Origin of the sequence: Streptomyces candidus (assembly GCF_014207445.1) — a bacterium.
Taxonomy (GTDB): domain Bacteria; phylum Actinomycetota; class Actinomycetes; order Streptomycetales; family Streptomycetaceae; genus Streptomyces; species Streptomyces candidus.
This window is the reverse complement of the sequence record NZ_JACHEM010000012.1, coordinates 181,800-206,144: the sequence shown is the minus strand read 5'-3', so window position 1 is coordinate 206,144 and position 24,345 is coordinate 181,800. Positions and strand designations below refer to the sequence as shown.

Genomic DNA, 24,345 nt, shown 5'->3' with positions numbered 1-24,345 from the left:
TACACGGTGAGCATCGACCCGTCCTCGATTCCGAATTTCGGGGGACAGCCCGAACCGCAGCCCGAGGGACCGGCGGGCCCCGTCGTCCCCGACCAGGATCTGGTCAAGCAGCTCCTGGACCAGATGGAGCTGAAGTACGTCGTCGACGACGAGGGTGACCTCGCCGCGCCGTGGGAGGAATTCCGCACGTACTTCATGTTCCGCGGCGAGGACGACCAGCAGGTCTTCTCGGTACGGACGTTCTACGACCGCCCGCACAGCATCGAGGAGAAGGTCCAGCTCCTCGAACTGCTGGACGACTGGAACCGCCGCACCCTGTGGCCGAAGGTCTACAGTCACACGCACGACGACGGCTCCGTCCGCCTCATCGGCGAGGCGCAGATGCTGATCGGCACCGGCGTCTCCCTGGAGCACTTCGTGTCCTCCACGGTCAGCTGGGTCCGCGCCTCCATCGAGTTCGACAAGTGGGTCGTCGAGCAGCTCGGCCTGGAGAAGGACGTCGACTCCGCCGTCGAGAACGACGACAAGGGCGACGACGAGGCCTGAGCCCGGCGGAGCCCGGGGTTCTCGGACCCCGGGCCTGTCGCGGGCCGGGGCTTCGGCCACGTACAGCGCATGACAGGGGCCCGGCCGCTACGGCGGCCGGGCCCCTGTCATGTCCGGATGCGTGTGGAGTGGCGCACGTTGCGGGCGTGCGGGCGAACCAAGCGGGCCAAAGCCGCCTCTCTCTGTGCGGCCACCCCGGGCCCGGTCGAACGGAGTTCTGATGAGTCACCCTGGCGGCCCCGTCCCGCACCGGCGGCGGAGGTCCCGCATATGGCTGGTGCTGCTGGTCGTGGTGAGCGTGCTGTTCGGCGTCGGCCTCGGAGTGGCGGGTTCCTGGGCGTACCGCACCGGCTGGTTCGAGCAGGGCGAGCCGGTCTCCTTCGACGCGGAGGGCGGACCGATGGGCGAGGAGCCGCCGGCGGACCCGGGCGCGAAGGATTCCCGGCCGGACCGGACCCCCTCGGAGGCCACCGCGAAGACGCTGCTGCCGACCGGTCCGAAGGCCGCGTTCACCACCCAGAACTCCATAGCCGACGGCACCAGGATCGCGGTGACGGCCCTGGCCGGGAAGAAGTCCGGGTTCACCGGCAAGGTCTGGGTGTGGGCGCCGAAGGAGTACTTCGACCCGAAGTACGCGCGCAGCGGCTTCCCCGTGCTGATCGCGCTGCCCGGCGGCAACGGCTACCCCAACAACTACTGGATGGGCACCGACCTCAAGCTCCAGAGCTCCCTCGCCACCTGGTCGAAGGAGAAGAAGAGCCACCCCTTCCTCGTGGTGATGCCGGTGCTGAACCCGGACGCCACGCACTACTACGACGGCAGCGACATTCCCGGGCAGCCCCGGATGGGCACCTGGATGACCGAGGACGTGCCCGACTTCGTACGGGCCAACTTCCGCACCTTCACCTCCCGCGACGGCTGGGCGTTCATGGGGTCCTCGTCCGGCGCCTTCGTCGGACTGAAGTCGGTCCTGAAGCACCCCGACAGGTTCAAGGCCGTCATCGCCTCCGGCCCCGACACCGTCCCGGACTCCCCGCTCTGGGCCGGCCACGAGGCCGAGCGCGCCGCCAACGATCCGCGGAAGCTGGCCGACGCGCTGTCCCGGCAGCCCTCCGCTCCGGACAAGGACGTCTACCTCGCCTTCCAGGTCGGGTCCAGGGAGGCGAACGTCCAGGACGTCCGCCGCTTCGCCGAGAAGTACGGGAAGGGCCGGGTCAAGACGCGGCTGAACGTCATCCGCAACGGCAGCCACAACGCCAAGACGTACGTCGGAGGCATGGCGGAGGGGTCGATCCAGTGGCTCAGCGAGCACATGCAGGGCCCGGTCGCCGGACCGTGAGGCTCTGACCGTACGCGCTGAGGCCCTGACGTACGCGGTGAGGCTCTGACGTACGCCCCACGGGCGGACGTACGCCCCACGGGCGCCGTGCGGCGCAGGCGTACCCGCCGGTGGCCTCACATCGGCATCGGGGCGACCGTCACCAGGTACGTCCCGTACCCCATCGAGAGCACGGCCAGGGCGGCGGTCACCACGAACGCGGCCCGCGGCCGGGCCTTCGCCATGGCGCAGGCGAGCGGGAACAGCAGGGGGAACGCGGGGAGCAGGAAGCGCGGCTTGGACTCGAAGTAGCCCGCGCCGCCGACCGCGATGAGCACGAGCGCCGTCGAGTAGACCAGGAGCGGAAGCGGAGGGCGCCGTTCCATCCCGCACAGGAGCAGGGCCAGCAGCAGTACCGCCGTACCCGTGATGACCAGGGCCATCGGGAAGCCGAAGTGCTCCGGGGCGCTCACCAGGTGCCGGACGTAGCGGAAGGTGCCCATTCCGAAGTCGAAGCGGGAGGTCCAGCCCGCCTGCACCGCGAAGTAGCCACCCAGCGGGTCGCCCTTGCGGATGCCGACGTAGCAGACGTACGCCGCCCAGCCGAGCGGCGCGAGAGCAGCCGCCGCCCACACCCGCCAGGGGGCCCGCCCGCGCTGCCCGACGATCACCCAGAGAGCCGCGACGACGACCGCGGCCACCAGGGCGACCGCATTGGGCCGCGAGAGCCCGGCGAGCGCGGCCAGTGCCCCCGCCCACAGCCAGCGGCCGGTCAGCACCGCGTACAGCGCCCAGGCGGACAGCGCGACGAAAACCGGCTCGGTGTACGCCATCGACAGCACCACCGAGTGCGGCAGCAGCCCCCACAGGACGACCGTGAAGGTGGCGGCCCGGTGCCCGTACAGCCGGTCGGCGACGACGAAGACGCCCCAGGCGGCGACCCCGGCGGCCAGCCAGGAGATCAGCAGGCCCGCACCGCCCGGCGTCACCGGCAGGACGTGGGACACCGACCGGATCAGCCCGGGATAGAGCGGGAAGAACGCCAGGTCGCTCTGGAGGACGGCGCCGTCCTCCAGGACGCGGGTGTGGCCGTAGCCGTGCTGGGCGATCCGGGTGTACCAGAGCGAGTCCCAGGACTGGCCGAGCGCCCGCATCGGTGAGCGCCCGACGTGCCACGCCCACAGCGACACCACGAGCATCCCGGTCAGCCGGGCCGCCGCGAACAGCGCCAGGGCGGGGGCGGCCCGCCGGAGCGAGGCGCGCAGGGCGTCCCGGGTGCGGGGACGTGCGGCGGGCCGGGCGCGGGCGGGGCCGCCGGTGCGGTCGGTTCCGGAGTCGTCGGTGGTGCCGACCGGCGTGGTGTCGACGGACACGGGGCTGCCTCCGGGCGCGGGGACGGTCGCGGGACGGCGGCCGTCCCGACGCTGATCGGCCCCGGCACGGCCCGCCGCTGACGGGCGGACGTCCGGGTGTAGGGGGTAAGGGTACGGGCAGTCGGTTACCGGATCCCGTACGGCGCTGGCGGGGACGCCCACGTCGGCCGGCGGGACCCCGGACGCCAGGAGCCCAGCAGGCTCCAGCCCCGGGGCTCTGCGCCCTCCAGCCGGTCGCTCACCCCCCGGCGAGCCCCTTCAGCCGCCGCACGGCCTCGCTCAGCACCTCGCGCCGCTTGCAGAAGGCGAACCGCACGAACGGGGCGCCGGCCGTCCGGTCGTCGTAGAAGGCCGCGTTGGGGACGGCGACGACCCCGGCCCGCTCGGGCAGCTCCCGGCAGAAGGCGAAGCCGTCCGCGGTGCCGCCGAGGGGCCTGATGTCGGTGGTCACGAAGTAGGTTCCGGCGGGCCGGTACACCCCGAAGCCCGCCGCCGCGAGGCCGTCCGCCAACAGGTCGCGCCGGGCACGCATTTCGGTGCGCAGCGCCTCGTAGTACGTGTCGGGCAGGGCCAGCGCCTCGGCGATCGCGTACTGGAAGGGCCCCGCCGAGACGTACGTCAGGAACTGCTTGGCGGAGCGCACCGCGGCCACCATCTCCCGGCTGCCCGTCACCCATCCGACCTTCCATCCGGTGAGCGCGAACGTCTTTCCGCTGGACGAGATCGTCGCGGTCCGCTCCCGCATGCCGGGGAGGGACGCCAGGGGGACGTGTTCGCCGTCGTACACCAGGTGTTCGTACACCTCGTCGGTGACCACCAGCAGGTCGCGTTCGACGGCGAGTTGCGCGATGGCGGACAGCTCGGCGCGGGTGAGGACCGTGCCGGTCGGGTTGTGCGGGGTGTTGAGGAGGAGCAGCCGGGTGCGCGGGGTGATCGCGTCGCGCAGTTCGTCGAGATCGAGGTGGTACGCCCCGTCGCGGGGCCGCAGGGTGACCGGGACGCGGGTGCCGCCGGCCATGGCGATGCAGGCGGCGTAACTGTCGTAGTACGGCTCCAGCGCGATCACCTCGTCGCCCGGTTCCACCAGGGCGAGCAGCGCCGCCGCGACGGCTTCGGTGGCGCCTGCGGTGACCAGGACGTCCGTGTCCGGGTCGAGGGCCACTCCGTACCACCGCTGCTGGTGCGCGGTGATCGCCTCGCGCAGCTCGGGTACACCGGGACCGGGCGGGTACTGGTTGCCGCGACCGTCGCGCAGCGCCCGTACCGCCGCCTCGCGGACCGACTCGGGCCCGTCCTCGTCGGGGAAGCCCTGACCGAGGTTGACGGCGCCGGTGCGCACGGCCAGCGCCGACATCTCGGCGAAGATCGTCGTCCCGAAACCGGCGAGGCGGCGGTTGAGGAACGGGCGGCCCGCACGAGAAGGGGCGACGGTTTCGGAACTGGGGATTCCAGTTGCGGTCGTTTCGGACGCGGGCGTTCCGGGTGCGGGGGTCCCGGGCGGCGGAGATCCGGTCCCGGGGGTCGCGGGGGCGGGGGTGTCCGGGCCGGGGGTGTCGGAGCGGGAGGTCATGGCGCCATCCTGCGCGGAACCTCTGGAGTTGCTCAAGTGTGCTTTGGCCGTGGTGGCGGGCGGGAATCCCCTGAACACGTTCGGGCGAACTGCCGCCCGACGGGGGAACGGAAGGACGGTGGGGAGCCATGGCGTTGTTCATCGCGCTGGGAGTGGCGGTCCTGATCCTGGTCGGGGTCGGGGCGGGGGCAAGGAGGTCGCCGAAGCCTCCCGTACGCACGACGACCTCGCTGCGGAAGCGCTCCGTCCGCCGGGGCGGCGGGAGCTGGTGGGCCGGAGGCGGAGGCGGCGGCTGCGGAAGCTCGATGTCCTGCGGGGGAGGCTCCTCGTGCGGCGGCGGAGGCGGTGGCGGGGGTGGCTGCGGCGGAGGCAGCTGACACGGGGCAGCTGATCCGCCGGAAAGCTGATCCGGCTTCGCACACCTGAGGGAACGCGCCGCGCGCCCGGCGGGACGAGGGAACGGCAGTACGCCGATCCGAACTCCCGCCGGGCGCGCTTTTGTTGAACAGTTGATCCGTGTGGCCCCCCAGGGGATGGAAACCACGCCAAGTTGGGTAAAAACGCTAGGAGCGCCGTGCGCTTCGTGGTTCCCTCGCTGTTGAAAAATCATCAGCCGCCCCTCAACCACCCTCAGTTGATCCCCGCCCGGCTTTTTCCTGTTCTTCCCGCGATGCCCCGTGCTTCCTGTGGCCCCGGGCCACGAAACCCCGCGCAAGCCCCCAGGAATCACTCGGACCCCGGAATCCTCCGGCCCTCGGCGCGCCCCAGCGGGCGGTCCCCCCGAACTCCTCCCGTTCACCTCACGGCGTGCCCGGTCCATCCCCCCACTGCGTGTTTGCGGAGCCCCCTCATGCTCACGACCCTCAAGACCGACTACACCGACACGTGTGCCTCCGACCTCGCCTGGGCGCTGGGCCGCGAACCGCTGCCCGCCCTGGCCGTACTGGACCTCGAACTCGGCGACGCGAAACTCCAGTTGCGGCTCCTCGGTGCCTCCCACCAGATCCTCCTGGAGGAGGGCGACGGGTACTGCTCCGAGACCGTCGCCTGCATTCCGGGCAGCCGCACCCCGCTCCCGCTCGGCGTCTCCAAGCAGGTCGGCCACTGGGACTACGAGTTCGCCGCGCGCGTCGAGACGCTCAGCGAGGCCGCCTTCGCGGGACGCGCCCAGGAGCTGCTCGCCCTGGTGGCCGACCATCCTCACGGTCTCGCCGGTACGTTCCCGGGCAGCCTGCACGCCTTCACCGCGCTGCTCGCCCAGCGCGAGGAGCGCGACCAGGTCAGCTGGCGCACCTGGCACGCCTACCCGCAGGAGGGGCAACTGGTGGTGACGCGCACCCGAGTGGGGGTGCGGGTGCCGGCCGCGGTGTGAGGGAGGCGGGTGAGCGGGCGGTATGCGGGGGTGCCTCAGGAGCACCCTTGTGGGTGACAGGTCGCGAGCACGGGGTGACGTAGCGTTCCCAGCATGATCCAACCGGCCTCCGCTCCAGCCGGCCCCAACCGCTCGGATCCCGTGGCCCCTTCGGGCTCCGGGGACCCGCCCGGCTGTCGGGGCTCGCTCGGTGCGTCGCGGGCCGCGGATTCCTCCGGTCGCGCCGCCTCCGGCAACTCGGCTGCGACTGCCGCGGTCCCCGCAGCCGCCGCCGGGGGCGGCACCGGTTCCGGCGGAGTGCCGCCGCAGCGCCGCACCGAGGCGGTGGGTCGGCTGCCGGTGCGGCCTCGGCTGGCCCGGTTCCTGGTGCTCGGCGTGGTGTTCGTCTGTGCCGCGTGCGGGCTGGTGTACGAACTCGAACTGGTCGCCCTCGCCTCGTACTTGATCGGCGACTCCGTCACCCAGGCGTCCGTGGTCCTCTCCACCATGGTCTTCGCGATGGGCGTCGGCTCGCTGCTGGCGAAACGGCTGCGCTGCCGGGCGGCCGTCGGGTTCGGACTGCTGGAGGCGGGCCTCGCGGCGGTCGGCGGGAGTTCGGCACTGGTGCTGTACGCGTCCTTCGCCTGGTTCGGCGGTGCGCGGTACGTCCTGGTGGCGTTCTCACTGGCCATCGGTGTCCTCATCGGCGCGGAGATCCCGCTGCTGATGACGCTGATCCAGTGGATCGGCCGCCAGGACCGCGGGGGCGGCGCACCGGCGCGGGAAGGGGCCGCGGAGGCGCGCGGGACGGCGTGGCCGGTGGGAACCGCGGGGGCGGCAGCCGGGACCGTGCCGGCGGCGGGGACTTCCGGAGGGGAGAGCGCTGCGGGAGCGGCGGGGGCGGAGGACGACGCCAGCGGTGACGTGGCCGACCTGTTCGCCGCGGACTACGTGGGGGCGCTGGTCGGCGGTCTCGCGTTCCCCTTCCTGCTGCTGCCCATGCTGGGCCAGCTCACCGGCGCCCTGGTCACCGGCGCGATCAACACGGCCGTCGGCGGGGCCCTCGTCCTGTGGCTCTTCCGGCGCGAACTCACCCGTCGGGAACGCTGGCTCCTGGTGCTGGCCAACGTGGCGGTACTCGCCGGGCTGGCCACCGCCACCGTGCTGGTCGACGACTTCGAACGGGCGGCCAGGCGGGCGGTGTACGGCGACCGGGTCCGCGTCGCGGTCCAGACGGACGTGCAGGAGGTCGTCATCACCGGCGGGCCGCGCGGGCCCCTGGACCTCTTCCTGGACGGCCGGCTGCGGGTCTCAGGCCGGGACGAGCACCGCTACCACGAGGCGCTCGTCCACCCCGCGATGCGCGGCGGCCACGCCCGTGTCCTCATCCTCGGCGGCGGCGACGGTCTGGCCGCGCGCGAGGTGCTGCGCTACCCGGACGTCCGCTCGCTCACTCTGGTCGAACTCGATCCCGGCGTCGTCGAACTCGCCCGCACCGACCCGGCGCTGAGCGTCCTCAACGGCGGCGTCCACCAGGATCCCCGGCTGCACGTCGTCCACGCGGACGCGTTCCAGTGGCTGCGCTCGGCGCCGTACGCCGACCCGCCGTACGACGTGGTGATCTCCGACCTCCCGGACCCGGGCATCACCGCCTCCACGAAGCTCTACTCGCAGGAGTTCTACGGCCTCGCGGCGGACGTCCTGACCCCGCGGGGACGGATCGTCGTGCATGCCGGGCCGATCGGCGCCAGGCCGCGGGTGTACTGGACGGTCGACGCCACCCTCCGCGCGGCGGGCCTCGCCACGCGGCCCTACCGTGCGACCGGACGGTTCTCCGTTTACAGCGCGGGGCCCGACCGCTCCTCCGGCAACGGGCGCGCGCCCCGCGACTGGGGGCTCATTCTCGCCGCTCCCACCCGGCCGGCCCTGGACCTGCCCCCGGACGCGCCTGCCCTCCGCGCCCTCACCCCGTCGGTGCTGCGTGAGGGCGCCAGGTCGGCGGAGGAGTCCCGGGTCCGCAACGTACCGGCCTCGACCCTGGTCCATCCGCGCTACGCGCACTGAGCCACCGGGGTGTGGCGCCCCGCGCACCGAGGGCCCTCGGCCGGGAGGCGGCCCGCGACCTCGTGCGCCGACGGGGTGGGACGCCGGGGGACGGGGCGCAGGCCGGCCCGGGGCCACGGGCGGCGGCCACCCAACCGGCCCACGGCCCGCGAAATCCACCCGCAGAACTTGCGCCCGGAGTCATGCATGTCCACGCCCCACCTGAGTAGGCTCAGCCAGCATGGAGCATGAGGTGTTCGTTCCGGTTCTGCCCGAGGCCGTACGGCAGACGCTCGCCGACCCCGCCCGGGTCGCCCGCTGCGTGCCAGGCCTCCAGCAGGACGCCGACAAGACGTCCCCGCCGCTGTCCGGCCGGATGAAGGTCCGGGTCGGCGGCCACACCATCACCTACCGCGGCACCTTGAGCGTCACCGCCGCCGACGAGCCCGGCGTTCACTCCGTCGAGGGCGAAGGCACCGAAGCGCGCGGCAACGGCTCGGTCAAGCTCGCGCTGACCGTACGCACCGAGGAGAGCGGGGAGACCCCGGACCGGGGCACGACCCTGTACTTCAGCGGCACCGCCCACGGCGACGGCCGCATCACCGAACTCGACGCCCCGGCCGTCGAAGCCGCCGTGCACCGCCTTCTCGACCGGTTCGCAGCCCGCCTGGGCACCGAGGCCGCCGGGCCCGCCGCCTCCCCGGGTCACCCTCCGGTCGAGGCGGACGAGGCGGACGTGCCGCCGCCCCTCGACCGGCTCACCGACGAGGAACTGTCCTTCGACGACCCGCTGCCCGGCACCGGCTCGGGCACCCGCCCCGTCAGCGACGCCGACGCACTCCGCGAGGACGAGGACGAAGCCCTGCGCGCGGCCCTCGAAGGGCTTCCCGGCGAGCTTCCGGACGCCTTCCCCGACGAGCCGCCGGCCGAAGCCGCGCACGCCCGCCGCACGATGATCGGCCGCAGCGCCGAGGAGGTCGACCACGCGCCGCCGCGCGGCCGGTACGCCCCGGTCATGGCCCCCGCCCCCGCCTCCGGCCCGTACACGCTGCGCCGCCTCGCCCCGGCCGCCGCCCTCGCGGTCGCCTCCGCGGTGGTCGTCGGCAGGGTGCTGCGCCGCCGCAAGTAGGACGCCCCGGGCCATCCGCGGTGCGGCCCGGGGCACCAGCAGGCACAAGTGGGCCAAGTCGGGGTCCGAGCTGAGTACTGTCGAAGTGTGAGTAGCGAACAGAACAAGCATCCCGGTGTCCTGCTGAGCGCCGGCGACGTCGAGCTGACCGTGGACCCGGCCGACGGCTGCCGCATCGAAAGCCTGCGCATCGGGGCCACCGAGGTGCTGCGCCAGCCGGAGAACGGCAAGCCGTTCGGCTGTTTCCCGATGGTGCCCTGGTGCGGGCGCACCGAGAACGGGATCTTCCGCGACGGCGAGAAGGTCCACCAGCTGCCGGTGAACTCCCCGCCGCACGCCATTCACGGCACCGGCCGCGACACCCGCTGGCGGACCGTGCACCGCGACACCGCGTCCGCGTCCTTCACGTACGACCTCACCAGCCCCTGGCCGTACGCGGGCCGGGTCACCCACACCCTCGAACTCACCCCGGACACGCTCACCCTCACCATGGGCGTCGAGACGTACGACAACTCCTTCCCCGCACAGGTCGGCTGGCACCCCTGGTTCCGCCGCAACCTCGGTTCCGGCGCGGACGTCGAGCTGTCCTTCGACGCCGCCTGGCAGGAGGAGCGCGGCGACGACCACCTCCCCACCGGCCGCCGCATCGACCCCCTCCCCAGCCCGTGGGACGACTGCTTCGGCATGCCCGACGGCGTCGACGTCACCCTGACCTGGCCGCAGCAGCTGGAGATCAGGGTGACCAGCCGCGAGGAGTGGGTCGTCGTGTACGACGAGCAGGCGGCCGCCGTGTGCGTGGAGCCGCAGACCGGCCCGCCCAACGGGCTGAACACGCTGCCCCGCCTGGTCACGCCGGTGGATCCCCTGGAGGCCGCCGCCACCTGGTCGTGGCGGCGGCTCGGGTAGCGCCCACTTAAGCTCGTAGGCATGACTGACGTACGCGCTGACCTGCTCCAGCAGATCAAGGACAAGGCCGTGGTGCACGGCAAGGTGACCCTCTCCTCGGGGCGGGAGGCCGACTACTACATCGACCTCCGCCGCATCACCCTGGACGGGGAGGCCGCGCCGCTGGTGGGCCAGGTCATGCTCGACCTGACCGCCGAGCTGGACTTCGACTGCGTGGGTGGCCTCACGCTCGGCGCCGACCCGGTCGCCACCTCGATGCTGCACGCCTCCGCCGCGCGCGGGCAGCGGCTCGACGCGTTCGTCGTGCGCAAGGCGCAGAAGGCGCACGGGATGCAGCGCCGCATCGAGGGCACCGAGGTCAAGGGCCGCCGCTGTCTGGTCGTCGAGGACACCTCGACGACCGGCGGCTCGCCGCTGACCGCGGTCGAGGCGGTACGGGAGGCGGGCGGCGAGGTCGTCGCGGTCGCCACCATCGTCGACCGGGGTGCGGCCAAGGCCCTCGCGGACGCGGGCGTGCCGTACCTGACCGGGTACCAGCTGGCGGACCTGGGACTGGCGTGACGCGGTGAGCAAAGGGCGCTTCACCGCCCTTGCATGGCTGTGACCTGGCGTTTCGCGTAAGGGCGTCGTGTTTCACGTGAAACACGACGCCCTTCGCGCGTTCCGGGACGCGAGGAGCGGGCCGCCTGCCGGGTTCCGCGGGGTGGAGTCCCGTGAAGAGTCTGGAAAGATGAGGGTCGACGATGACGTCGCCCCCAGGTCAGGGACCAGCACGCACACCCGCATATCCCAAGGAGCGGACAGATGCCCATCGCAACCCCCGAGGTCTACGCCCAGATGCTCGACCGGGCGAAGGCTGAGAAGTTTGCCTACCCGGCCATCAACGTGACCTCGTCCCAGACCCTGCACGCCGCCCTGCGCGGCTTCGCGGAGGCCGAGAGCGACGGCATCATCCAGATGTCCACCGGTGGTGCGGAGTTCCTGGGCGGCCAGCACAACAAGGACATGGTGACCGGTGCGGTCGCCCTGGCCGAGTTCGCGCACATCGTCGCCGCGAAGTACGACATCACCGTCGCGCTGCACACCGACCACTGCCCCAAGGACAAGCTGGACACCTACGTCCGCCCGCTCCTGGACATCTCCGCCGAGCGCGTCGCGCGCGGCGAGAACCCGCTCTTCCAGTCCCACATGTGGGACGGCTCCGCCGAGACGCTGGCCGACAACCTGGCCATCGGCCAGGAGCTGCTGGCCAAGGCCGCCGCCGCCAAGATCATCCTTGAGGTCGAGATCACCCCGACCGGCGGCGAGGAGGACGGTGTCAGCCACGAGATCAACGACGAGCTGTACACGACCGTCGACGACGCGCTGCGCACCGCCGAGGCGCTCGGCCTGGGCGAGAAGGGCCGCTACCTGCTCGCCGCGTCCTTCGGCAACGTGCACGGCGTCTACAAGCCGGGCAACGTCGTGCTGCGCCCCGAACTGCTGAAGGACCTCCAGGAGGGCGTCGGCGCGAAGTACGGCAAGACCTCGCCGTTCGACTTCGTCTTCCACGGCGGCTCGGGCTCGACGGCCGAGGAGATCGCCACCGCGCTGGACAACGGCGTCGTGAAGATGAACCTCGACACGGACACGCAGTACGCCTTCACCCGCCCCGTCGTGGAGCACATGTTCCGCAACTACGACGCGGTACTGAAGGTCGACGGCGAGGTCGGCACCAAGTCGAAGTACGACCCCCGCACGTGGGGCAAGGCGGCCGAGGCCGGCATGGCCAAGCGGGTCACCGAGGCGTGCGCTGCGCTGCGCTCGACGGGCACCCGCCTGAAGTAGTCCGCACGCACGCGGACCGGACCTCCTGCGGGAGCAGTCCGCGCGTCCGCGGATCCTCCCGCCGGACGGCCCCGGCACACCTGGATTTCCCCGGGGTGCCGGGCGCCGGACGGACCGACTTCGGGGGACGGGCGCCGGTTGCCGCGGCGGGAGGGCAGACTGGGGGCATGGCTATTCACCAGGACCTCCTCGGGGGCCCGCCCCCGACCCACCTGCCCGACGACCCGGAGCCCCGCGAACTGCTCGCGTCCGGTACGGCGCCCGCCGACGTCGCTGCGAAGTACCCCGCGTCCTCGCTCGCCTGGGCACAGCTCGCCGACGGCGCGTTCGACAGGGGCAGCGTCGTGGAGTCGTACGCGTACGCGCGCACCGGCTACCACCGCGGCCTCGACTCGCTGCGCCGGGCCGGCTGGAAGGGCCACGGCCCGGTGCCGTGGGAGCACGAGCCGAACCGCGGGTTCCTGCGCGCCCTGCACGCGCTGGCCCGCGCCGCGCAGGCGATCGGCGAGCAGGAGGAGTACGAGCGCTGCGCGACGTTCCTGCGTGACTCCTCGGCGCTCGCGGCGGACACGCTCGGCTGACCGCCCCTCGCGCCCGTCCCGCCACGCCCGCGTACCCCGTACAAGGGCGTCACTGCCCCCTCGGCCGTCCACAGGCCGCGGGGGCAGCGGTGTGTCGGGGCGGACGCTGCGAAAAGGGGAGTGTCTCCGGGCGGGGGTGACACGCGGCGTCGGCCGAACCCCGCGGCCGGGCCACTCGGACGCCTGTACGATCGGCGGACCGCAGCAAAGATCGTTACCGGCGCCCGAGGCCTTCGCCCCGCTCCCCCCACCAGTCGGGAACGAAGACCAGGGGAGGGCTCTGCCGTGGCCCAGCGCAACGACCGCCGAAGACGCCCGGGCAGCGCGTACGACCGCCCGCAGGACGACCGCTCGCGATACGGCGGGCCCCGGTACGACCGCCCGCCGGACGCCCGTGCCCCGCGCACCCGCCCCCAGGAGGGCACCCGGCTCACCCGCCGCGGACGGGTTCTCGCGGGCCTGCTCAGCCTCGCCGCGGTTCTCGGCGGCGCGTACGCCTCCGCCGGCTGGCAGGGCGACGCAGAGCCCAGTGCCCCCTGGACGGCCGAAGCGAGACCGTCGAGCGCGGCAGGAGCGGCCGGGACGGCGGGCGGGCAGGGCGACCGCGCGGCCGGTGAGGTGTCGTCGGACCCCCCGAGCCGTCCCCGCGACGCCGAGGGCCGGGCCCCCCGGGTGCCCGAGACCGGCTCCGGGACCTTCGCCGCCGCCGGGGTCTCCGGCACACCGGTCGGCTCGGGCACCCTGCGCCGCTACGAGGTGCAGGTCGAGGAGGGCAGCGGGGTCTCCGCGGACGAGGCCGCCGCGGAGATACAGGCGATCGTTGCCCACCCGCTCGGCTGGGCCAGGAACGGCCGCGGCCGGTTCCAACTGGTCACCGGCAAGGCCGACTTCGTGATCCGCATCGCCACTCCCGGCACCGCCGACCGGCTCTGCGCCGAGGCCGGCCTGGACACCGGCGGTCAGCTCAACTGCGAGACCGGCAAGGGGGTCGTGGTGAACCTGCGGCGCTGGCTGCTCGGCTCCCCGCAGTTCACCGGCCCGCCCGCCCAGTACCGGCACCTGATCATCAACCACGAGCTGGGGCACGCACTGGGCCTCGGCCACCTCGGCTGCCCCGGCCCCGGCCGCCCCGCACCGGTGATGATGCAGCAGATCAAGGGCCTGGACGGGTGCCGCTCCAACGCGTGGCCGTACGGCACGAACCGGGCATACCTCTCCGGTCCCACCCTCTGAGACGCACCTCTTGCGGACCCGGCCTATGCTTGCCCGCAAGGGACCGGGGCTCCGTAAATCCTAGGAAGGGGCGGACCGCTACCTGGAAGTTCGTTTCGAGGAGCATGCGATGACGCACACCCCCGAGGCCCCCGGGAGCGAAGGTTCGGACACCCCGAACCTCGATTTCGCGGGCACCACACCGTACGAGGACTACGTCCAGGCGGACGTGCTCACCCACCTCCAGCACCCCCTCTCCGACGACCCCGGAGAGATGGTCTTCCTGGTCACCACCCAGGTCATGGAGCTGTGGTTCACGGTCATAGTCCACGAGTGGGAGACGGCGGCCGGCGCGCTGCGCCAGGACGACATCCCCGTCGCACTGGACGCCCTGAGGCGTTCCACCCGTGAGCTGGAGGCCCTCAACGCCTCCTGGAAGCCGCTCGCCAACCTCACCCCCGCGCAGTTCAACAGCTACCGCAGCGCACTCGGCGACGGCTCCGGTTTCCAGTCCGCGATGTACCGGCGGCTGGAGTTCCTGCTCGGCGACAAGTCGGCGTCGATGCTCGTCCCGCACCGGGGCGCACCGCGCGTGCACGCCGAGCTGGAGAAGGCGCTGCACGAGCCCAGCGTGTACGACGAGGTGCTGCGCCTGCTGGCCAGGCGCGGCCTGCCCGTGCCGCGGGAGGTCCTGGAACGTGACCTGTCCACGAAGTACGAGCCGTCGCCCGAGGTCGAGGCGGTCTGGACGCAGGTCTACACGCAGGGCGACCACCACTCCGAACTCGTCGTGCTCGGCGAGGCGTTGACGGACGTCGGCGAACTGGTCTGGCGATGGCGCAACGACCACCTGGTCGCCACCCGCCGCGCGATGGGCTCCAAGGTCGGCACCGGCGGCTCCGCCGGGGTGGCCTGGCTGGAGAAGCGCGCCCGGAAGAACGTTTTCCCCGAGCTGTGGACGGCGCGCAGCCATGTCTGAGAAGTACGAAACGAAGGCCGTGACGCACGGAGCGGAAGGCGTGGCGCACGGGGCGGAGGCGTGTGCGGCGAAGGCCGTGCGTCTGGACGCCGCCGACGAACTCGCCAAGTCCCGCGAGCTGTTCGCCCTCCCCGACGGAGTCGTCTATCTCGACGGCAACTCGCTGGGTGCCCTGCCGCGCGCTGTTCCGGGCCGCCTCCAGGACGTGGCGGCCCGCGAATGGGGCGAACTGCTGATCCGCTCCTGGGACGAGAGCGGCTGGTGGACGGCGCCCGAGCGGATCGGCGACCTGATCTCGCCGATCGTCGGCGCGGCCCCGGGCCAGATCGTGGTCGGCGACTCGACCAGCGTCAACATCTTCAAGGCGCTGGTGGCGGCGGTGCGGCTGGCAGGGAACGACAGGGACGAGATTCTCGTCGACGCGACGACCTTCCCCACCGACGGCTACCTCGCCGAGTCCGCCGCCCGCATGACCGGCCGCACCCTGCGCCCGGTGCGGCCCGAGGAGGTGCGGGACGCCCTCGGCCCCCGTACCGCGGCGGTCCTCCTCAACCACGTCGACTACCGGTCGGGACGCCTGTACGATCTGCCGGGGCTGACGGCCGCGGTCCACGAGGCGGGGGCGCTCGCCGTCTGGGACCTGTGCCACAGCGCGGGCGCGCTGCCCGTCGGCCTCGACGAGCACAGCGTGGACCTGGCGGTCGGCTGCACGTACAAGTACCTGAACGGCGGACCCGGTTCGCCCGCGTACCTGTACGTCGCGGCACGCCACCAGGCACGCTTCGACTCGCCGCTGCCGGGCTGGACCGGTCATGCGAACCCGTTCGGGATGACGCCCGAGTTCACCCCGGCCGACGGAGCGACCCGCGGCCGGGTCGGCACCCCCGACATCCTCTCGATGCTGGCGCTCGAAACGGCCCTGGGTGTCTGGGAGGGCGTCGGCATCGACTCCGTACGGGCGAAGTCGCTGGCGCTCACCGACTTCTTCGTGGAGTGCGTGCGGGCGTACGTGCCCGCGGGCCGCGTGGAGCTGGTGACGCCGTCGGCGCACGTTGAGCGCGGCAGCCAGATCGCCCTGCGGTGCGACGATGCGGGCGACGTCATGCGGGCGTTGATCGCGCGGGGTGTGGTCGGGGACTTCCGACACCCGGACGTGCTGCGGTTCGGCTTCACTCCGCTGTACGTCGGATTCGGTGACGTGGAGCGGGCGGCGCGGGTGCTCGCCGAGGTGCTGTAGGGCGTACACAGCGGGTGGCCACGTCGGGGGGAATGGTTCCCGGCGTGGCCACGCGTGCACAAAGTGGCTGGTAGCGTCCCCGCTGAATGATCCACTCGGATGACCAGCCCGGATGCTCTCCTGGACGTCCCGCGTGTGTTCCACGCGGATGTTTCACGTGGAACATCCCCCCAGTGCCCGGAGGTTGAAGCCGTATGCCGAGCATGCCGAGCCGTGTGCCGTTGCCCGACGAGACGCCCGAGCACCCCGGCCGCGAGCACCCGGGTTCCGAGCATTCCGGCCCCGTGCGATCCGGCCCCGTGCGATCCGGCGCCGAGCGTGCGGCTCCGGGACAGCCCGCCTCCGGGCAGCCCGCCGACGAGCCGCCCGCGTATCCGCCCGTGGCGCCGGACGTCAGCCTCCCGTACGGCGAACACCCGGACCAGATCGTCGACTTCTATGCGCCCCGGGGCGAACCCGCCGTCGGCCGGGGCGGGCCCGCGCCGCTGGTCGTCGTCCTGCACGGCGGAGCGTGGCGCGCACCGTACGACCGGCAGCACATCACCCCCTTCGTCGGCTTCCTCGCCCGCCGGGGCTTCGCGGTCGCCAACGTCGAGTACCGGCGCGGGAGTTCCTTCCCGAGTCAGGGCGCGGGCAGCCCCGAGGCGGGCCGCTGGCCGGAGACCTTCGACGACGTCGCCGCCGCGCTGGACGCGATGAGGGACCTGGCCAAGGAAGCGCTGCCCGGGGCGGACGTCCGGCGTACCGTCCTGACCGGGCACTCGGCGGGCGGCCACCTCGCCCTGTGGGCCGCCTCCCGGCACGTACTGCCCGAGGGCGCGCCCTGGCGGCTCCCGGCACCGCCGCCGCTGCGGGGCGTGGTCGCACTCGCCCCCATCGCCGACTTCGGCGCGGCCGTGGAACGCGGCGTGTGCGGCGGAGCGGTCACCCAGCTCCTCGGCGGCGAGGACTCGTACGAGGAGCGGCGCGCGTACGCCGACCCGGCGGCCCTCCTGCCGACCGGCATCGCCACGACGATCGTCCAGGGGCGCACGGACTCGACCGTTCCGCAGGAGGTGCCGGAGGCGTACGCGGAGGCGGCGGCCAAGGCGGGCGAAGTCGTCGGTCTGACCCTTCTCGAAGACGTCGGCCACTTCCCGCTGATCGACCCGGCGGCGGACGCGTGCGCGGTGGTGGCGGAGGAGATCGCACAACTCGCCTACTAGCCGCGCACTCGCCTGCCAGCGCGCGCATCGCACAACTCGCTTGCCGGCGGGCGCACATCGCGGACCGTACCTGTCCGCAAGCCCTCCTAGCGTGGCTGTCATGACGAACCCGAAGAACGTGCAGAAGGTACTGGTGACCGGCGCCACCGGAACGGTCGGCCGCCAGGTCGTCGCCGAACTTCTCGCCCGGGGCGCCTCGGTCCGCGCCCTCACCCGCAACCCGGCGAAGGCGTACTTCCCGGCGGAGGTCGAGGTCGTACGGGGCGACCTGACCGACCCGGCGTCCGTCGTGCCCGCGCTGGAGGGCGTCGACGCGGCCCACCTCATCGTCTTCGGCGAGGGCTACGCACCGCTGTCGACGGGCGAGGAGATCGTGTCGCTGGCCGCGAAGGCGGGCGTGCGGCGGCTGACGGTGCTGCACGGCGGTGGCGAGTCGCCCCTTGAGGACGCGGTCCGCGGCAACGGGCTCGGCGTGCAGTGGACCGTCCTGATGCCCGTGGAGTTCATGGCGAACGCACTGGGCTGGGCGGACGACATCCGCACCCGGGGCCGCATCGAGGAGCCGTACGCGGACCGGCTCAGCTCGATGGTGCACGAGGGCGACATCGGCGCGGTCGCGGCGGTGGCCCTGCTGGACGAGCACGGCGACGGCCGTCATCACGGCCGGGTCTACGTCATCACCGGCCCGCAGACCCTGTCGCTGAACGACAAGGTGCGCATTCTCGGCGAGGCGCGCGGGTCCGAGGTGGACCTCGTCGAGCTCACCGAGGAGCAGGCGGTGGAACGGATGCGGACGGCCGGCATGCCGCAGGAGACCATCGACTTCATGCTGTACGTGTACGGAAACACACCCGTCGAGGGGCGCACGGTCGCCACTACGGTCCAGGACGTGACCGGGCGCCCGGCCAGGACCTTCGAGGAGTGGGCGGCCGAGCATGCGCAGGAGTTCCGCGCGACGTAGGAGCCCCGGACGGGGGCGGAGGCACGTAGTACCTGGGACGGACGAGGAAGGTCGGCGTACGGGCGGACGACCGCGCCGGTGCGCCGACCTACCGTGGGAACGTGACCCAGACGACCAGCACGCCCACCGCTCGCGGCCCCCGCAGCCGCAGCCCCGAGTACCGCCTCGCCCTCCGCGCGCTCCACGGCCTGCGCGAGGACCTCCTGCGCAAGCCCCTCACGTTCCGCCCGCTGCCCCCGCTGCGGACGGACGGTCCGGTACTGGGCAGGCTGCCCGCGCCGATGGCGAGGTGGGCGAGCTGGTCGGTGCACGCCCTCGTCCTCGCCTGGGCGCTCATCACCTTCGCCATCGGGTACGAGTCGGTGGGCGACGGGGCGGAGGGCCTGTTCGTCGGCGCGCTCTGCGCGGTCCCGGTCGCGCTGACCCTCATCCGCCCGGTCCTCGCCTGGTGGACGTGCCTGCTGGCGTCCTTCTTCACGGGCGTCCTGGGAGCCTTCCGGGAGGGCTGGCCCTGGCCGCCCGCCGCAGTGGGCGCGATGCTCGTCGTGATGACGGTCGTCGCCGCCAGGACCCGGCCGAGGACGGCCGCCTGGATGTGGGGAATCGCTTTCGTCTACACCGCGGTGGTCACCTTCCTGGGGGTGGGAGGGGGCGACCTGGAGACCGGGCCGCAGTTCCTCGTCGCCGCCGCCTTCGTCCTCCTCGCCGTCTCCCTCTTCCACATCCGCCGGGCCGGTCAGCGCGAGGTCGTGGCGCAGATGTCCGTCACCGCCGTCGAGCGCGACCGCCGCACCCTGCTCGAAGAGCGCACCACCATCGCCCGCGAGCTGCACGACGTGGTCGCCCACCACATGTCGGTCGTCGCCATCCAGGCGGAGGCCGCCCCCTACCGGGTGGACAGCCCGCCGCCCGAACTGGAGCAGGCCTTTGTCACCATCCGGGAGAACGCGGTCGCCGCCCTCACCGAACTGCGCCGCGTCCTGGGTGTCGTACGGGCGGAGGACTACGAGGCGCCCGACGCCCCGCAGCCCCAGCTCTCCGACCTGCCCCGGCTGCTGAGCAACGTCCGTGACACCGGCCTGGACGTCGAGCACGTCACCACCGGCGCGGTCCGAGAACTCCCGCAGGGCGTGGAGCTGTCCGCGTACCGCATCGTGCAGGAGGCCCTGAGCAACGTGCTGCGCCACGCACCGGGGGCCGCCGCCCGCGTCGAGGTCAGCTACGTCCTGGGCGGGCTCGGCCTGCGGATCGTCAACGGGCCCGGCACGGCCGACGCCCCGCCGTCGCCCGGCGCGGGGCACGGCGTGACCGGGATGCGGGAACGGGTCGGGATGCTCGGCGGCGAGATGACGGCGGACCCGAAGGACGGGGGCGGCTTCGAGGTGACGGTGTTCGTCCCGGTGGCGCCGGCGTCACCGCAGGACGCGGTCACCAAGGTCCTGCCCGGCGTCGAGGACGCCGTACCGCCCGCCCGGGGGGCCACCGCATGAGCGAGGCACAGGCTCCGTCCGCCCCCGGGACCATCCGGGTCCTGATCGTCGACGACCAGATGATGGTCCGGGAGGGGTTCTCCGTCCTGCTCGGCGCGATGCCCGGCATCGAGGTCGTCGGGGAGGCCGTCGACGGCCGGCAGGCGGTCGCGCGCGCCCGCGAGCTGCGTCCGGACGTCGTCCTGATGGACATCCGGATGCCCGAACTCAACGGCATCGAGGCGACGCGGGAGATCGTCGCCGCCGACCCGGACGCGAAGGTGCTCGTCCTGACCACCTTCGACCTCGACGAGTACGTCTACCAGGCGCTGCGCGCGGGCGCCTCCGGCTTCCTCCTCAAGGACGCCTCCGCGCGGCAGCTCGCCGAGGGGGTACGGGTGGTGGCGGGCGGCGAGGCCCTCCTCGCGCCCGCCGTCACCAAGCGTCTGATCGCCGAGTTCTCGAAGCTCTCCGGGACCTCGGGGCCGGCGGCGGCCCGCCACCCCGCCACCCTCGCCCAGCTCGGCGATCTCACCGACCGCGAGACGGAAGTCCTGGTGCTGATCGCCCAGGGCCTCTCCAACGGGGAGATCGCCGCGCACCTGGTCGTCGCCGAGTCCACCATCAAGACGCACGTTAGCCGGGTGCTGGTGAAACTGGGCCTGCGGGACCGGACGCAGGCGGCGGTGTTCGCCTACGAGGCGAGGCTGGTGGTGCCGGGGTAGGGGCGATCACCCGTTCGGGGGTACGGCGGACAAGAGCGCGGGGTACGCGGGGCGGCTCCGCCACACTGGTGCACGCCAGGAAGGGAGCGCATCATGACGGTCATGGCAGAGCGCACGTCCGGCATGACGGTGGAGGAATTCGAAGAGGTGGCCAGGGCGGCCGCCTCCGCTTCCGATGCCGTCAGGTTCGAGTTCATCGGCGGACGGACCAGGGAAAAGAAAGTGCCCGACGGGGATCACAACGCAATCGTCGAGTGGCTGCGGGCGATCTGCATGCAGCACAGGCCGGGGTGGGCCCTGTTCGGCTCCGACCAGGGACTCAAGGTGGAGGCGTACCGCAAGGGCCGGGCCAGGCCCGACGGCGTACTCGCACACCGGAAGGCATTTGCGGGGCAGGGGGAGTGGGCCGATCCGGCCGGCGCTCTGATGGTGGTCGAGGTGACCTCGTACGATTCGGACACCGACGACCGTGACCGGGTGGAGAAGCCCCCGGCCTACGCCGCGTCGGGCATCCCGGTGTACGTGCTCATCGACCGGGACAGCTGTGAGGTCACCGTCTTCAGCAAGCCCGACCAGAACCGGGGCAAGTACATGGACGCGCACAGCGTGACGTTCGGCGAGGCGATCACGATTCCCGAACCCGTGGGCATCGAGCTCGACACCGAAGAGCTGAAGGATTACGTCCGCTGACCCGCGCCGTCCACCCGTCCCTGCGACCATGCCTCGCATGACCCCGCACCAGGACCGCGAGTCCCTCCTCGCCGAAGCCGTCGCCCTGCGGACCGCCGACCGCACCGAGGAGGCCAGGCAGCGGCTGCTCGCACTGGCCGGGCGTTTCCCCGAGGACGCCGAGATCGCCTACCAGACGGCATGGGCCCACGACCGGCTCGGGCTGGAGGCGGAGGCGGTGCCGTACTACGAGCGGGCGCTGGCCGGACAGCTCACGGCGGCGGACCGGCGGGGGGCCCTGCTGGGACTCGGCAGTACGTTCCGGGTGCTCGGACGCTACGAGGTGGCGGTCCGTACCCTGCGTTCCGGTACGGCGGAGTTCCCCGCCGACGGCGCGCTCAAGACGTTCCTCGCGATGGCCCTGTTCAACGTCGGCGAGCACCACGAGCCGATGCAATTGCTGCTGGCGCTGCTCGTGGACAGCAGCGACGACGAGGGCGTCCAGCAGTACCGCGCCGCGATCGCCTACTACGCGAAGGACCTCACGGAGATGGTGTGAGGGGGACGGCCCGGCGCGGAACGTCCCGCCCCAAGTCGCCGTCCGCCGCTGCCCGCTGCCCGCTGCCGCGCCCCACCGCCCCGCCCCACAGTTCCGCCCCCCGCCGCGCCCCCGCTATACCGCCACGTCCCTCCGCCGCAGCCCCACCAGGCCCGCCCCCACCAGCGCCACGGCCAGCGCCAGCAGGACTCCGACCGCTCCCCATTCCATCTCCGCCCCCGGCACCTTCGGCAGGTGGCCGAACGGCGACACGTCCAGTACCGCCTCGGGCAGATCCAGCGCGGGACCGATCCAGCCGAGCAGCAGGCACAGTCCCACCACGCCCCAGCTCCCCACCGCCGCCCGCGGGAAGAGCCCGTACAGGAACACCGTCACCCCGCCCAGCACCCACACTGCGGGCACCTGCACCAGTGCCGCGGCCACGATCGGCCCGAGGCCCTGCCCGTAGCCGATCGCGAGGCCCAGGCCCGCGACCACCATCAGCACCACCGCCCCGCCGAAGGCGATCGCCAGGTGTCCGGCCGCCCACCGCAGCCGCCCGACCGCCCCCGCGAGCACCGGTTCGGCCCGCTGAGAGGTCTCCTCGCCGTGCAGCCGCAGCACCGAACCGGCCACGTACAGGGCCGCGACCATGCCGAGGATGCCGACCATCGCCGCGAGGAACGCGTCGCTCATCGCCTCCTGCCCGCCCATGCGCCGGAAGATCTCCCTGGTCTGTTCGTTGCCGCCGACCAGGTCGCCGACGTCCGAGGTCATCCCGCCGAACAGCACCCCGGCCGCCAGGAACCCGAGCGTCCACCCCGCCACGGCGCCCCGCTGCAGCCGCCAGGCGAGTCCGTACGCCGTGGTCAGGCGCCCGACGGCGGGACCTGGCCGGGCGGGCAGGAAGCTCATGCCGACGTCGCGCCGCCCGGACAGCACCCGGGCGGCCCCCGCCTGGGCCAGTGCGGCAGCCGCCAGTACCGCCAGCAGCCACCACCGTTCGTCCGCGTACGGGCGGACGTTCTCCGCCCAGCCGAGCGGCGACACCCAAGTCAGTACGGACGACCCGTCCGCCGTGCCCGCGTCGCCCGCCGCCCGCAGCGCGAACGCGGCGCCCAGTACCGCCGCCGCCAGGCCCTTCGCGAACCGTGCGCTCTCGGTGAGCTGCGCCGTGACGGCCGCCGTCCCCGCGAAGAACATCCCGCTCACGGCGATCGTCAGCCCCAGCGCGAGGGATCCCGCCGCGTCCCCCGTGGCGGAGGTGAGCGCGCCGGTCACGATCACCGCCACCGCCGTGTTGGCGATCAGTGCGGCGAGCAGGGCGGCCGCCAGCGGCGCGTGCCGTCCGACCCGGGCCGCCGACAGCAGTTCCTGCCGTCCGCTCTCCTCCTCGTCCCTGGTGTGCCGTACGACGACGACCAGGCTCATCGCCCCTGCCAGCAGGGCGGCGAACGTGCCGAAGCGCCAGGCGACCAGTCCACCGAGCGACGGGTCGAAGACCGGCCCGTAGAGCGCGCGCAGGGTCCCGTTGGACGCCATGGTGGCCGCCGCCTGCGTGCGTTCCGCCTCGGTGGCGTACAGCGCCCCGAGGGTGTTGGCACCGCTGCTGACCATCGCGCCCAGCACCAGCACCCACACCGGCAGCATGACCCGGTCCCGGCGCAGCGCGAACCGCAACAAGGTGCCGGTGGCAGTGAGTTGCCCGCCCTGTGCGCGGGTGACGGTGAGAGCGGTCATCGCGCGAGCACCTCCTCGCGGTCCTCGCCGTAGTGCCGCATGAACAGCTCTTCCAGCGTCGGCGGTGTGCTGGTCAGCGACCGCACCCCCGACGCGGTGAGTGCGCCGAGCACCGCGTCCAGCTTGTCGGTGTCGACCTGGAGCCTGACCCGGTTGCCCTGGACGTCGACGTCGTGCACGCCCGGCAGGCCGGCGATCCCGTTCGGCGGGGACGCCAGCTCGGCGGTGATCGAGGTGCGGGTCAGGTGCCGCAGCTCGGCGAGGGAGCCGGACTCCACGGTCCGCCCCTGCCGGATGATGCTGACCCGGTCGCACAGGGTCTCCACCTCGCTCAGGATGTGCGAGGACAGCAGCACGGTCCGCCCCTCGTCCCGCGCCTCCTCCACGCACCGCTGGAAGACGGACTCCATCAGCGGATCGAGCCCGCTGGTCGGCTCGTCGAGGATCAGCAGGTCGACGTCCCGGGCCGCGAACGCCGCGACCAGGGCCACCTTCTGCCGGTTGCCCTTGGAGTACGTGCGGCCCTTCTTCGTCGGGTCCAGCTCGAAGCGTGCGATGAGCTCCGCCCGCCGCCCCGCGTCGAGTCCGCCCCGCAACTTCCCGTACAGGTCGATGACCTCGCCGCCGGAGAGGTTGCGCCACAGCGTGACGTCGCCCGGCACGTACGCGATCCGCCGGTGCAGCGCGACCGCGTCCTGCCAGGGGTCGCCGTCCAGCAGCGTGACGTCGCCGGAGTCGGCCCGCAGCAGGCCGAGCAGGACGCGGATGGTGGTGGACTTGCCCGAACCGTTGGGCCCGAGAAAGCCGTGGACCTCGCCCGTCCTGACGGTGAGGTCGAGGCCGTCCAGTGCGTGCGTGCGGCCGAAGGACTTGTGCAGTCCGGCCACGCTGATTGCATCGGTCATAATTCTGAACGTACGCGTGCTTCACAAAGTTGTGAAGTTAAGAAACCGTATAAACTTTCAT

22 protein-coding genes are annotated in these 24,345 nt (G+C 72.7%); 18 read left to right on the top strand and 4 right to left on the bottom strand.

Annotated elements, in window-relative coordinates; genetic code table 11:
* Positions 1-6: 6 nt before the first annotated feature.
* Positions 7-546: a type III secretion system chaperone family protein gene (locus HNQ79_RS22920; RefSeq protein WP_185034030.1), complete on the top strand. Its 540-nt coding sequence runs from the start codon at positions 7-9 to the stop codon at positions 544-546.
* A 220-nt stretch (positions 547-766) separates the two neighbouring features.
* Positions 767-1,885 carry an alpha/beta hydrolase gene (locus HNQ79_RS22915; RefSeq protein ID WP_185034029.1) on the top strand — a complete coding sequence of 373 codons (1,119 nt, stop codon included), beginning with the start codon at positions 767-769 and terminating at the stop codon, positions 1,883-1,885.
* A 116-nt stretch (positions 1,886-2,001) separates the two neighbouring features.
* On the opposite strand, the gene HNQ79_RS22910 is transcribed toward HNQ79_RS22915, so the two are convergent.
* On the bottom strand, positions 2,002-3,237 hold the full coding sequence (locus HNQ79_RS22910) for a glycosyltransferase family 39 protein (protein ID WP_229923273.1): 1,236 nt from the start codon (positions 3,235-3,237) through the stop codon (positions 2,002-2,004).
* Between the two features lie 238 nt (positions 3,238-3,475).
* A complete protein-coding gene (locus tag HNQ79_RS22905; protein ID WP_185034028.1) occupies positions 3,476-4,807 on the bottom strand; it encodes a pyridoxal phosphate-dependent aminotransferase in 1,332 nt (443 codons plus the stop codon).
* Between the two features lie 850 nt (positions 4,808-5,657).
* On the opposite strand from HNQ79_RS22905, the gene HNQ79_RS22900 reads away from it, so the two are divergent.
* The 16 genes from HNQ79_RS22900 (at position 5,658) to HNQ79_RS22825 (ending at position 21,660) form a co-directional block, all read left to right on the top strand.
* On the top strand, positions 5,658-6,179 hold the full coding sequence (locus HNQ79_RS22900) for a DUF2617 family protein (protein WP_185034026.1): 522 nt from the start codon (positions 5,658-5,660) through the stop codon (positions 6,177-6,179).
* Positions 6,180-6,272: 93 nt separating this feature from the next.
* Positions 6,273-8,222, top strand: coding sequence for a spermidine synthase (locus tag HNQ79_RS22895; RefSeq protein WP_229923274.1), 1,950 nt, complete (start codon positions 6,273-6,275; stop codon positions 8,220-8,222).
* A gap of 220 nt (positions 8,223-8,442) precedes the next feature.
* Positions 8,443-9,330: an SRPBCC domain-containing protein gene (locus HNQ79_RS22890; RefSeq protein WP_185034024.1), complete on the top strand. Its 888-nt coding sequence runs from the start codon at positions 8,443-8,445 to the stop codon at positions 9,328-9,330.
* Positions 9,331-9,417: 87 nt separating this feature from the next.
* Entirely contained in the window at positions 9,418-10,236 is an 819-nt protein-coding gene (locus HNQ79_RS22885; protein WP_229923275.1) for an aldose epimerase family protein, read from the top strand.
* A 21-nt stretch (positions 10,237-10,257) separates the two neighbouring features.
* Positions 10,258-10,797 carry an orotate phosphoribosyltransferase gene (gene pyrE, locus HNQ79_RS22880; RefSeq protein WP_185034022.1) on the top strand — a complete coding sequence of 180 codons (540 nt, stop codon included), beginning with the start codon at positions 10,258-10,260 and terminating at the stop codon, positions 10,795-10,797.
* A gap of 243 nt (positions 10,798-11,040) precedes the next feature.
* Entirely contained in the window at positions 11,041-12,063 is a 1,023-nt protein-coding gene (fbaA, locus tag HNQ79_RS22875) for a class II fructose-bisphosphate aldolase (protein ID WP_185034020.1), read from the top strand.
* 167 nt (positions 12,064-12,230) lie between these two features.
* The gene (locus HNQ79_RS22870) at positions 12,231-12,644 is read left to right on the top strand and encodes a DUF3151 domain-containing protein (RefSeq protein WP_185034018.1); all 414 of its coding nucleotides are present in this window, start codon (positions 12,231-12,233) and stop codon (positions 12,642-12,644) included.
* 285 nt (positions 12,645-12,929) lie between these two features.
* Positions 12,930-13,877, top strand: coding sequence for a DUF3152 domain-containing protein (locus tag HNQ79_RS22865; protein WP_308437323.1), 948 nt, complete (start codon positions 12,930-12,932; stop codon positions 13,875-13,877).
* A 109-nt stretch (positions 13,878-13,986) separates the two neighbouring features.
* Positions 13,987-14,835, top strand: a complete 849-nt coding sequence (locus HNQ79_RS22860) for a tryptophan 2,3-dioxygenase (RefSeq protein ID WP_185034016.1) — start codon at positions 13,987-13,989, stop codon at positions 14,833-14,835.
* Positions 14,828-16,072, top strand: a complete 1,245-nt coding sequence (gene kynU, locus HNQ79_RS22855; protein ID WP_185034014.1) for a kynureninase — start codon at positions 14,828-14,830, stop codon at positions 16,070-16,072. The genes HNQ79_RS22860 and kynU overlap by 8 nt, the downstream gene beginning before the upstream one ends.
* Before the next feature lie 203 nt (positions 16,073-16,275).
* Positions 16,276-17,277, top strand: coding sequence for an alpha/beta hydrolase (locus HNQ79_RS22850; RefSeq protein WP_185034182.1), 1,002 nt, complete (start codon positions 16,276-16,278; stop codon positions 17,275-17,277).
* A 100-nt stretch (positions 17,278-17,377) separates the two neighbouring features.
* Positions 17,378-18,238 (top strand): SDR family oxidoreductase, encoded by an 861-nt coding sequence (locus tag HNQ79_RS22845; protein ID WP_185034012.1) that lies wholly within the window; start codon positions 17,378-17,380, stop codon positions 18,236-18,238.
* Positions 18,239-18,339: 101 nt separating this feature from the next.
* Positions 18,340-19,728, top strand: a complete 1,389-nt coding sequence (locus tag HNQ79_RS22840) for a sensor histidine kinase (protein ID WP_185034010.1) — start codon at positions 18,340-18,342, stop codon at positions 19,726-19,728.
* Positions 19,725-20,432, top strand: coding sequence for a response regulator (locus HNQ79_RS22835; RefSeq protein ID WP_185034008.1), 708 nt, complete (start codon positions 19,725-19,727; stop codon positions 20,430-20,432). Before HNQ79_RS22840 ends, HNQ79_RS22835 begins: the two co-directional genes overlap by 4 nt.
* A 93-nt stretch (positions 20,433-20,525) precedes the next feature.
* Complete coding sequence (locus HNQ79_RS22830) at positions 20,526-21,122, top strand: Uma2 family endonuclease (RefSeq protein WP_185034006.1); 597 nt, start codon at positions 20,526-20,528, stop codon at positions 21,120-21,122.
* A gap of 37 nt (positions 21,123-21,159) precedes the next feature.
* Entirely contained in the window at positions 21,160-21,660 is a 501-nt protein-coding gene (locus HNQ79_RS22825) for a tetratricopeptide repeat protein (RefSeq protein WP_185034004.1), read from the top strand.
* Positions 21,661-21,774: 114 nt separating this feature from the next.
* On the opposite strand, the gene HNQ79_RS22820 is transcribed toward HNQ79_RS22825, so the two are convergent.
* Both HNQ79_RS22820 and HNQ79_RS22815 read right to left on the bottom strand, forming a co-directional pair.
* A complete protein-coding gene (locus HNQ79_RS22820) occupies positions 21,775-23,379 on the bottom strand; it encodes an ABC transporter permease (RefSeq protein ID WP_185034002.1) in 1,605 nt (534 codons plus the stop codon).
* Entirely contained in the window at positions 23,376-24,284 is a 909-nt protein-coding gene (locus HNQ79_RS22815; protein WP_185034000.1) for an ABC transporter ATP-binding protein, read from the bottom strand. Before HNQ79_RS22815 ends, HNQ79_RS22820 begins: the two co-directional genes overlap by 4 nt.
* Positions 24,285-24,345 lie beyond the last annotated feature (61 nt).

Excerpts from the sequence above, each read along its gene's own strand:
- HNQ79_RS22830 (WP_185034006.1), top strand. The coding sequence starts at position 20,526 with ATGACGGTCATGGCAGAGCGCACGTCCGGCATGACGGTGGAGGAATTC.
- HNQ79_RS22915 (WP_185034029.1), top strand. The coding sequence starts at position 767 with ATGAGTCACCCTGGCGGCCCCGTCCCGCACCGGCGGCGGAGGTCCCGC.
- pyrE (WP_185034022.1), top strand. The coding sequence starts at position 10,258 with ATGACTGACGTACGCGCTGACCTGCTCCAGCAGATCAAGGACAAGGCC.
- HNQ79_RS22895 (WP_229923274.1), top strand. The coding sequence starts at position 6,273 with ATGATCCAACCGGCCTCCGCTCCAGCCGGCCCCAACCGCTCGGATCCC.
- kynU (WP_185034014.1), top strand. The coding sequence starts at position 14,828 with ATGTCTGAGAAGTACGAAACGAAGGCCGTGACGCACGGAGCGGAAGGC.
- HNQ79_RS22860 (WP_185034016.1), top strand. The coding sequence starts at position 13,987 with ATGACGCACACCCCCGAGGCCCCCGGGAGCGAAGGTTCGGACACCCCG.
- HNQ79_RS22825 (WP_185034004.1), top strand. The coding sequence starts at position 21,160 with ATGACCCCGCACCAGGACCGCGAGTCCCTCCTCGCCGAAGCCGTCGCC.
- fbaA (WP_185034020.1), top strand. The coding sequence starts at position 11,041 with ATGCCCATCGCAACCCCCGAGGTCTACGCCCAGATGCTCGACCGGGCG.
- HNQ79_RS22905 (WP_185034028.1), bottom strand. The coding sequence starts at position 4,807 with ATGACCTCCCGCTCCGACACCCCCGGCCCGGACACCCCCGCCCCCGCG.
- HNQ79_RS22845 (WP_185034012.1), top strand. The coding sequence starts at position 17,378 with ATGACGAACCCGAAGAACGTGCAGAAGGTACTGGTGACCGGCGCCACC.
- HNQ79_RS22835 (WP_185034008.1), top strand. The coding sequence starts at position 19,725 with ATGAGCGAGGCACAGGCTCCGTCCGCCCCCGGGACCATCCGGGTCCTG.
- HNQ79_RS22850 (WP_185034182.1), top strand. The coding sequence starts at position 16,276 with ATGCCGAGCCGTGTGCCGTTGCCCGACGAGACGCCCGAGCACCCCGGC.
- HNQ79_RS22900 (WP_185034026.1), top strand. The coding sequence starts at position 5,658 with ATGCTCACGACCCTCAAGACCGACTACACCGACACGTGTGCCTCCGAC.
- HNQ79_RS22890 (WP_185034024.1), top strand. The coding sequence starts at position 8,443 with ATGGAGCATGAGGTGTTCGTTCCGGTTCTGCCCGAGGCCGTACGGCAG.
- HNQ79_RS22815 (WP_185034000.1), bottom strand. The coding sequence starts at position 24,284 with ATGACCGATGCAATCAGCGTGGCCGGACTGCACAAGTCCTTCGGCCGC.
- HNQ79_RS22820 (WP_185034002.1), bottom strand. The coding sequence starts at position 23,379 with ATGACCGCTCTCACCGTCACCCGCGCACAGGGCGGGCAACTCACTGCC.
- HNQ79_RS22870 (WP_185034018.1), top strand. The coding sequence starts at position 12,231 with ATGGCTATTCACCAGGACCTCCTCGGGGGCCCGCCCCCGACCCACCTG.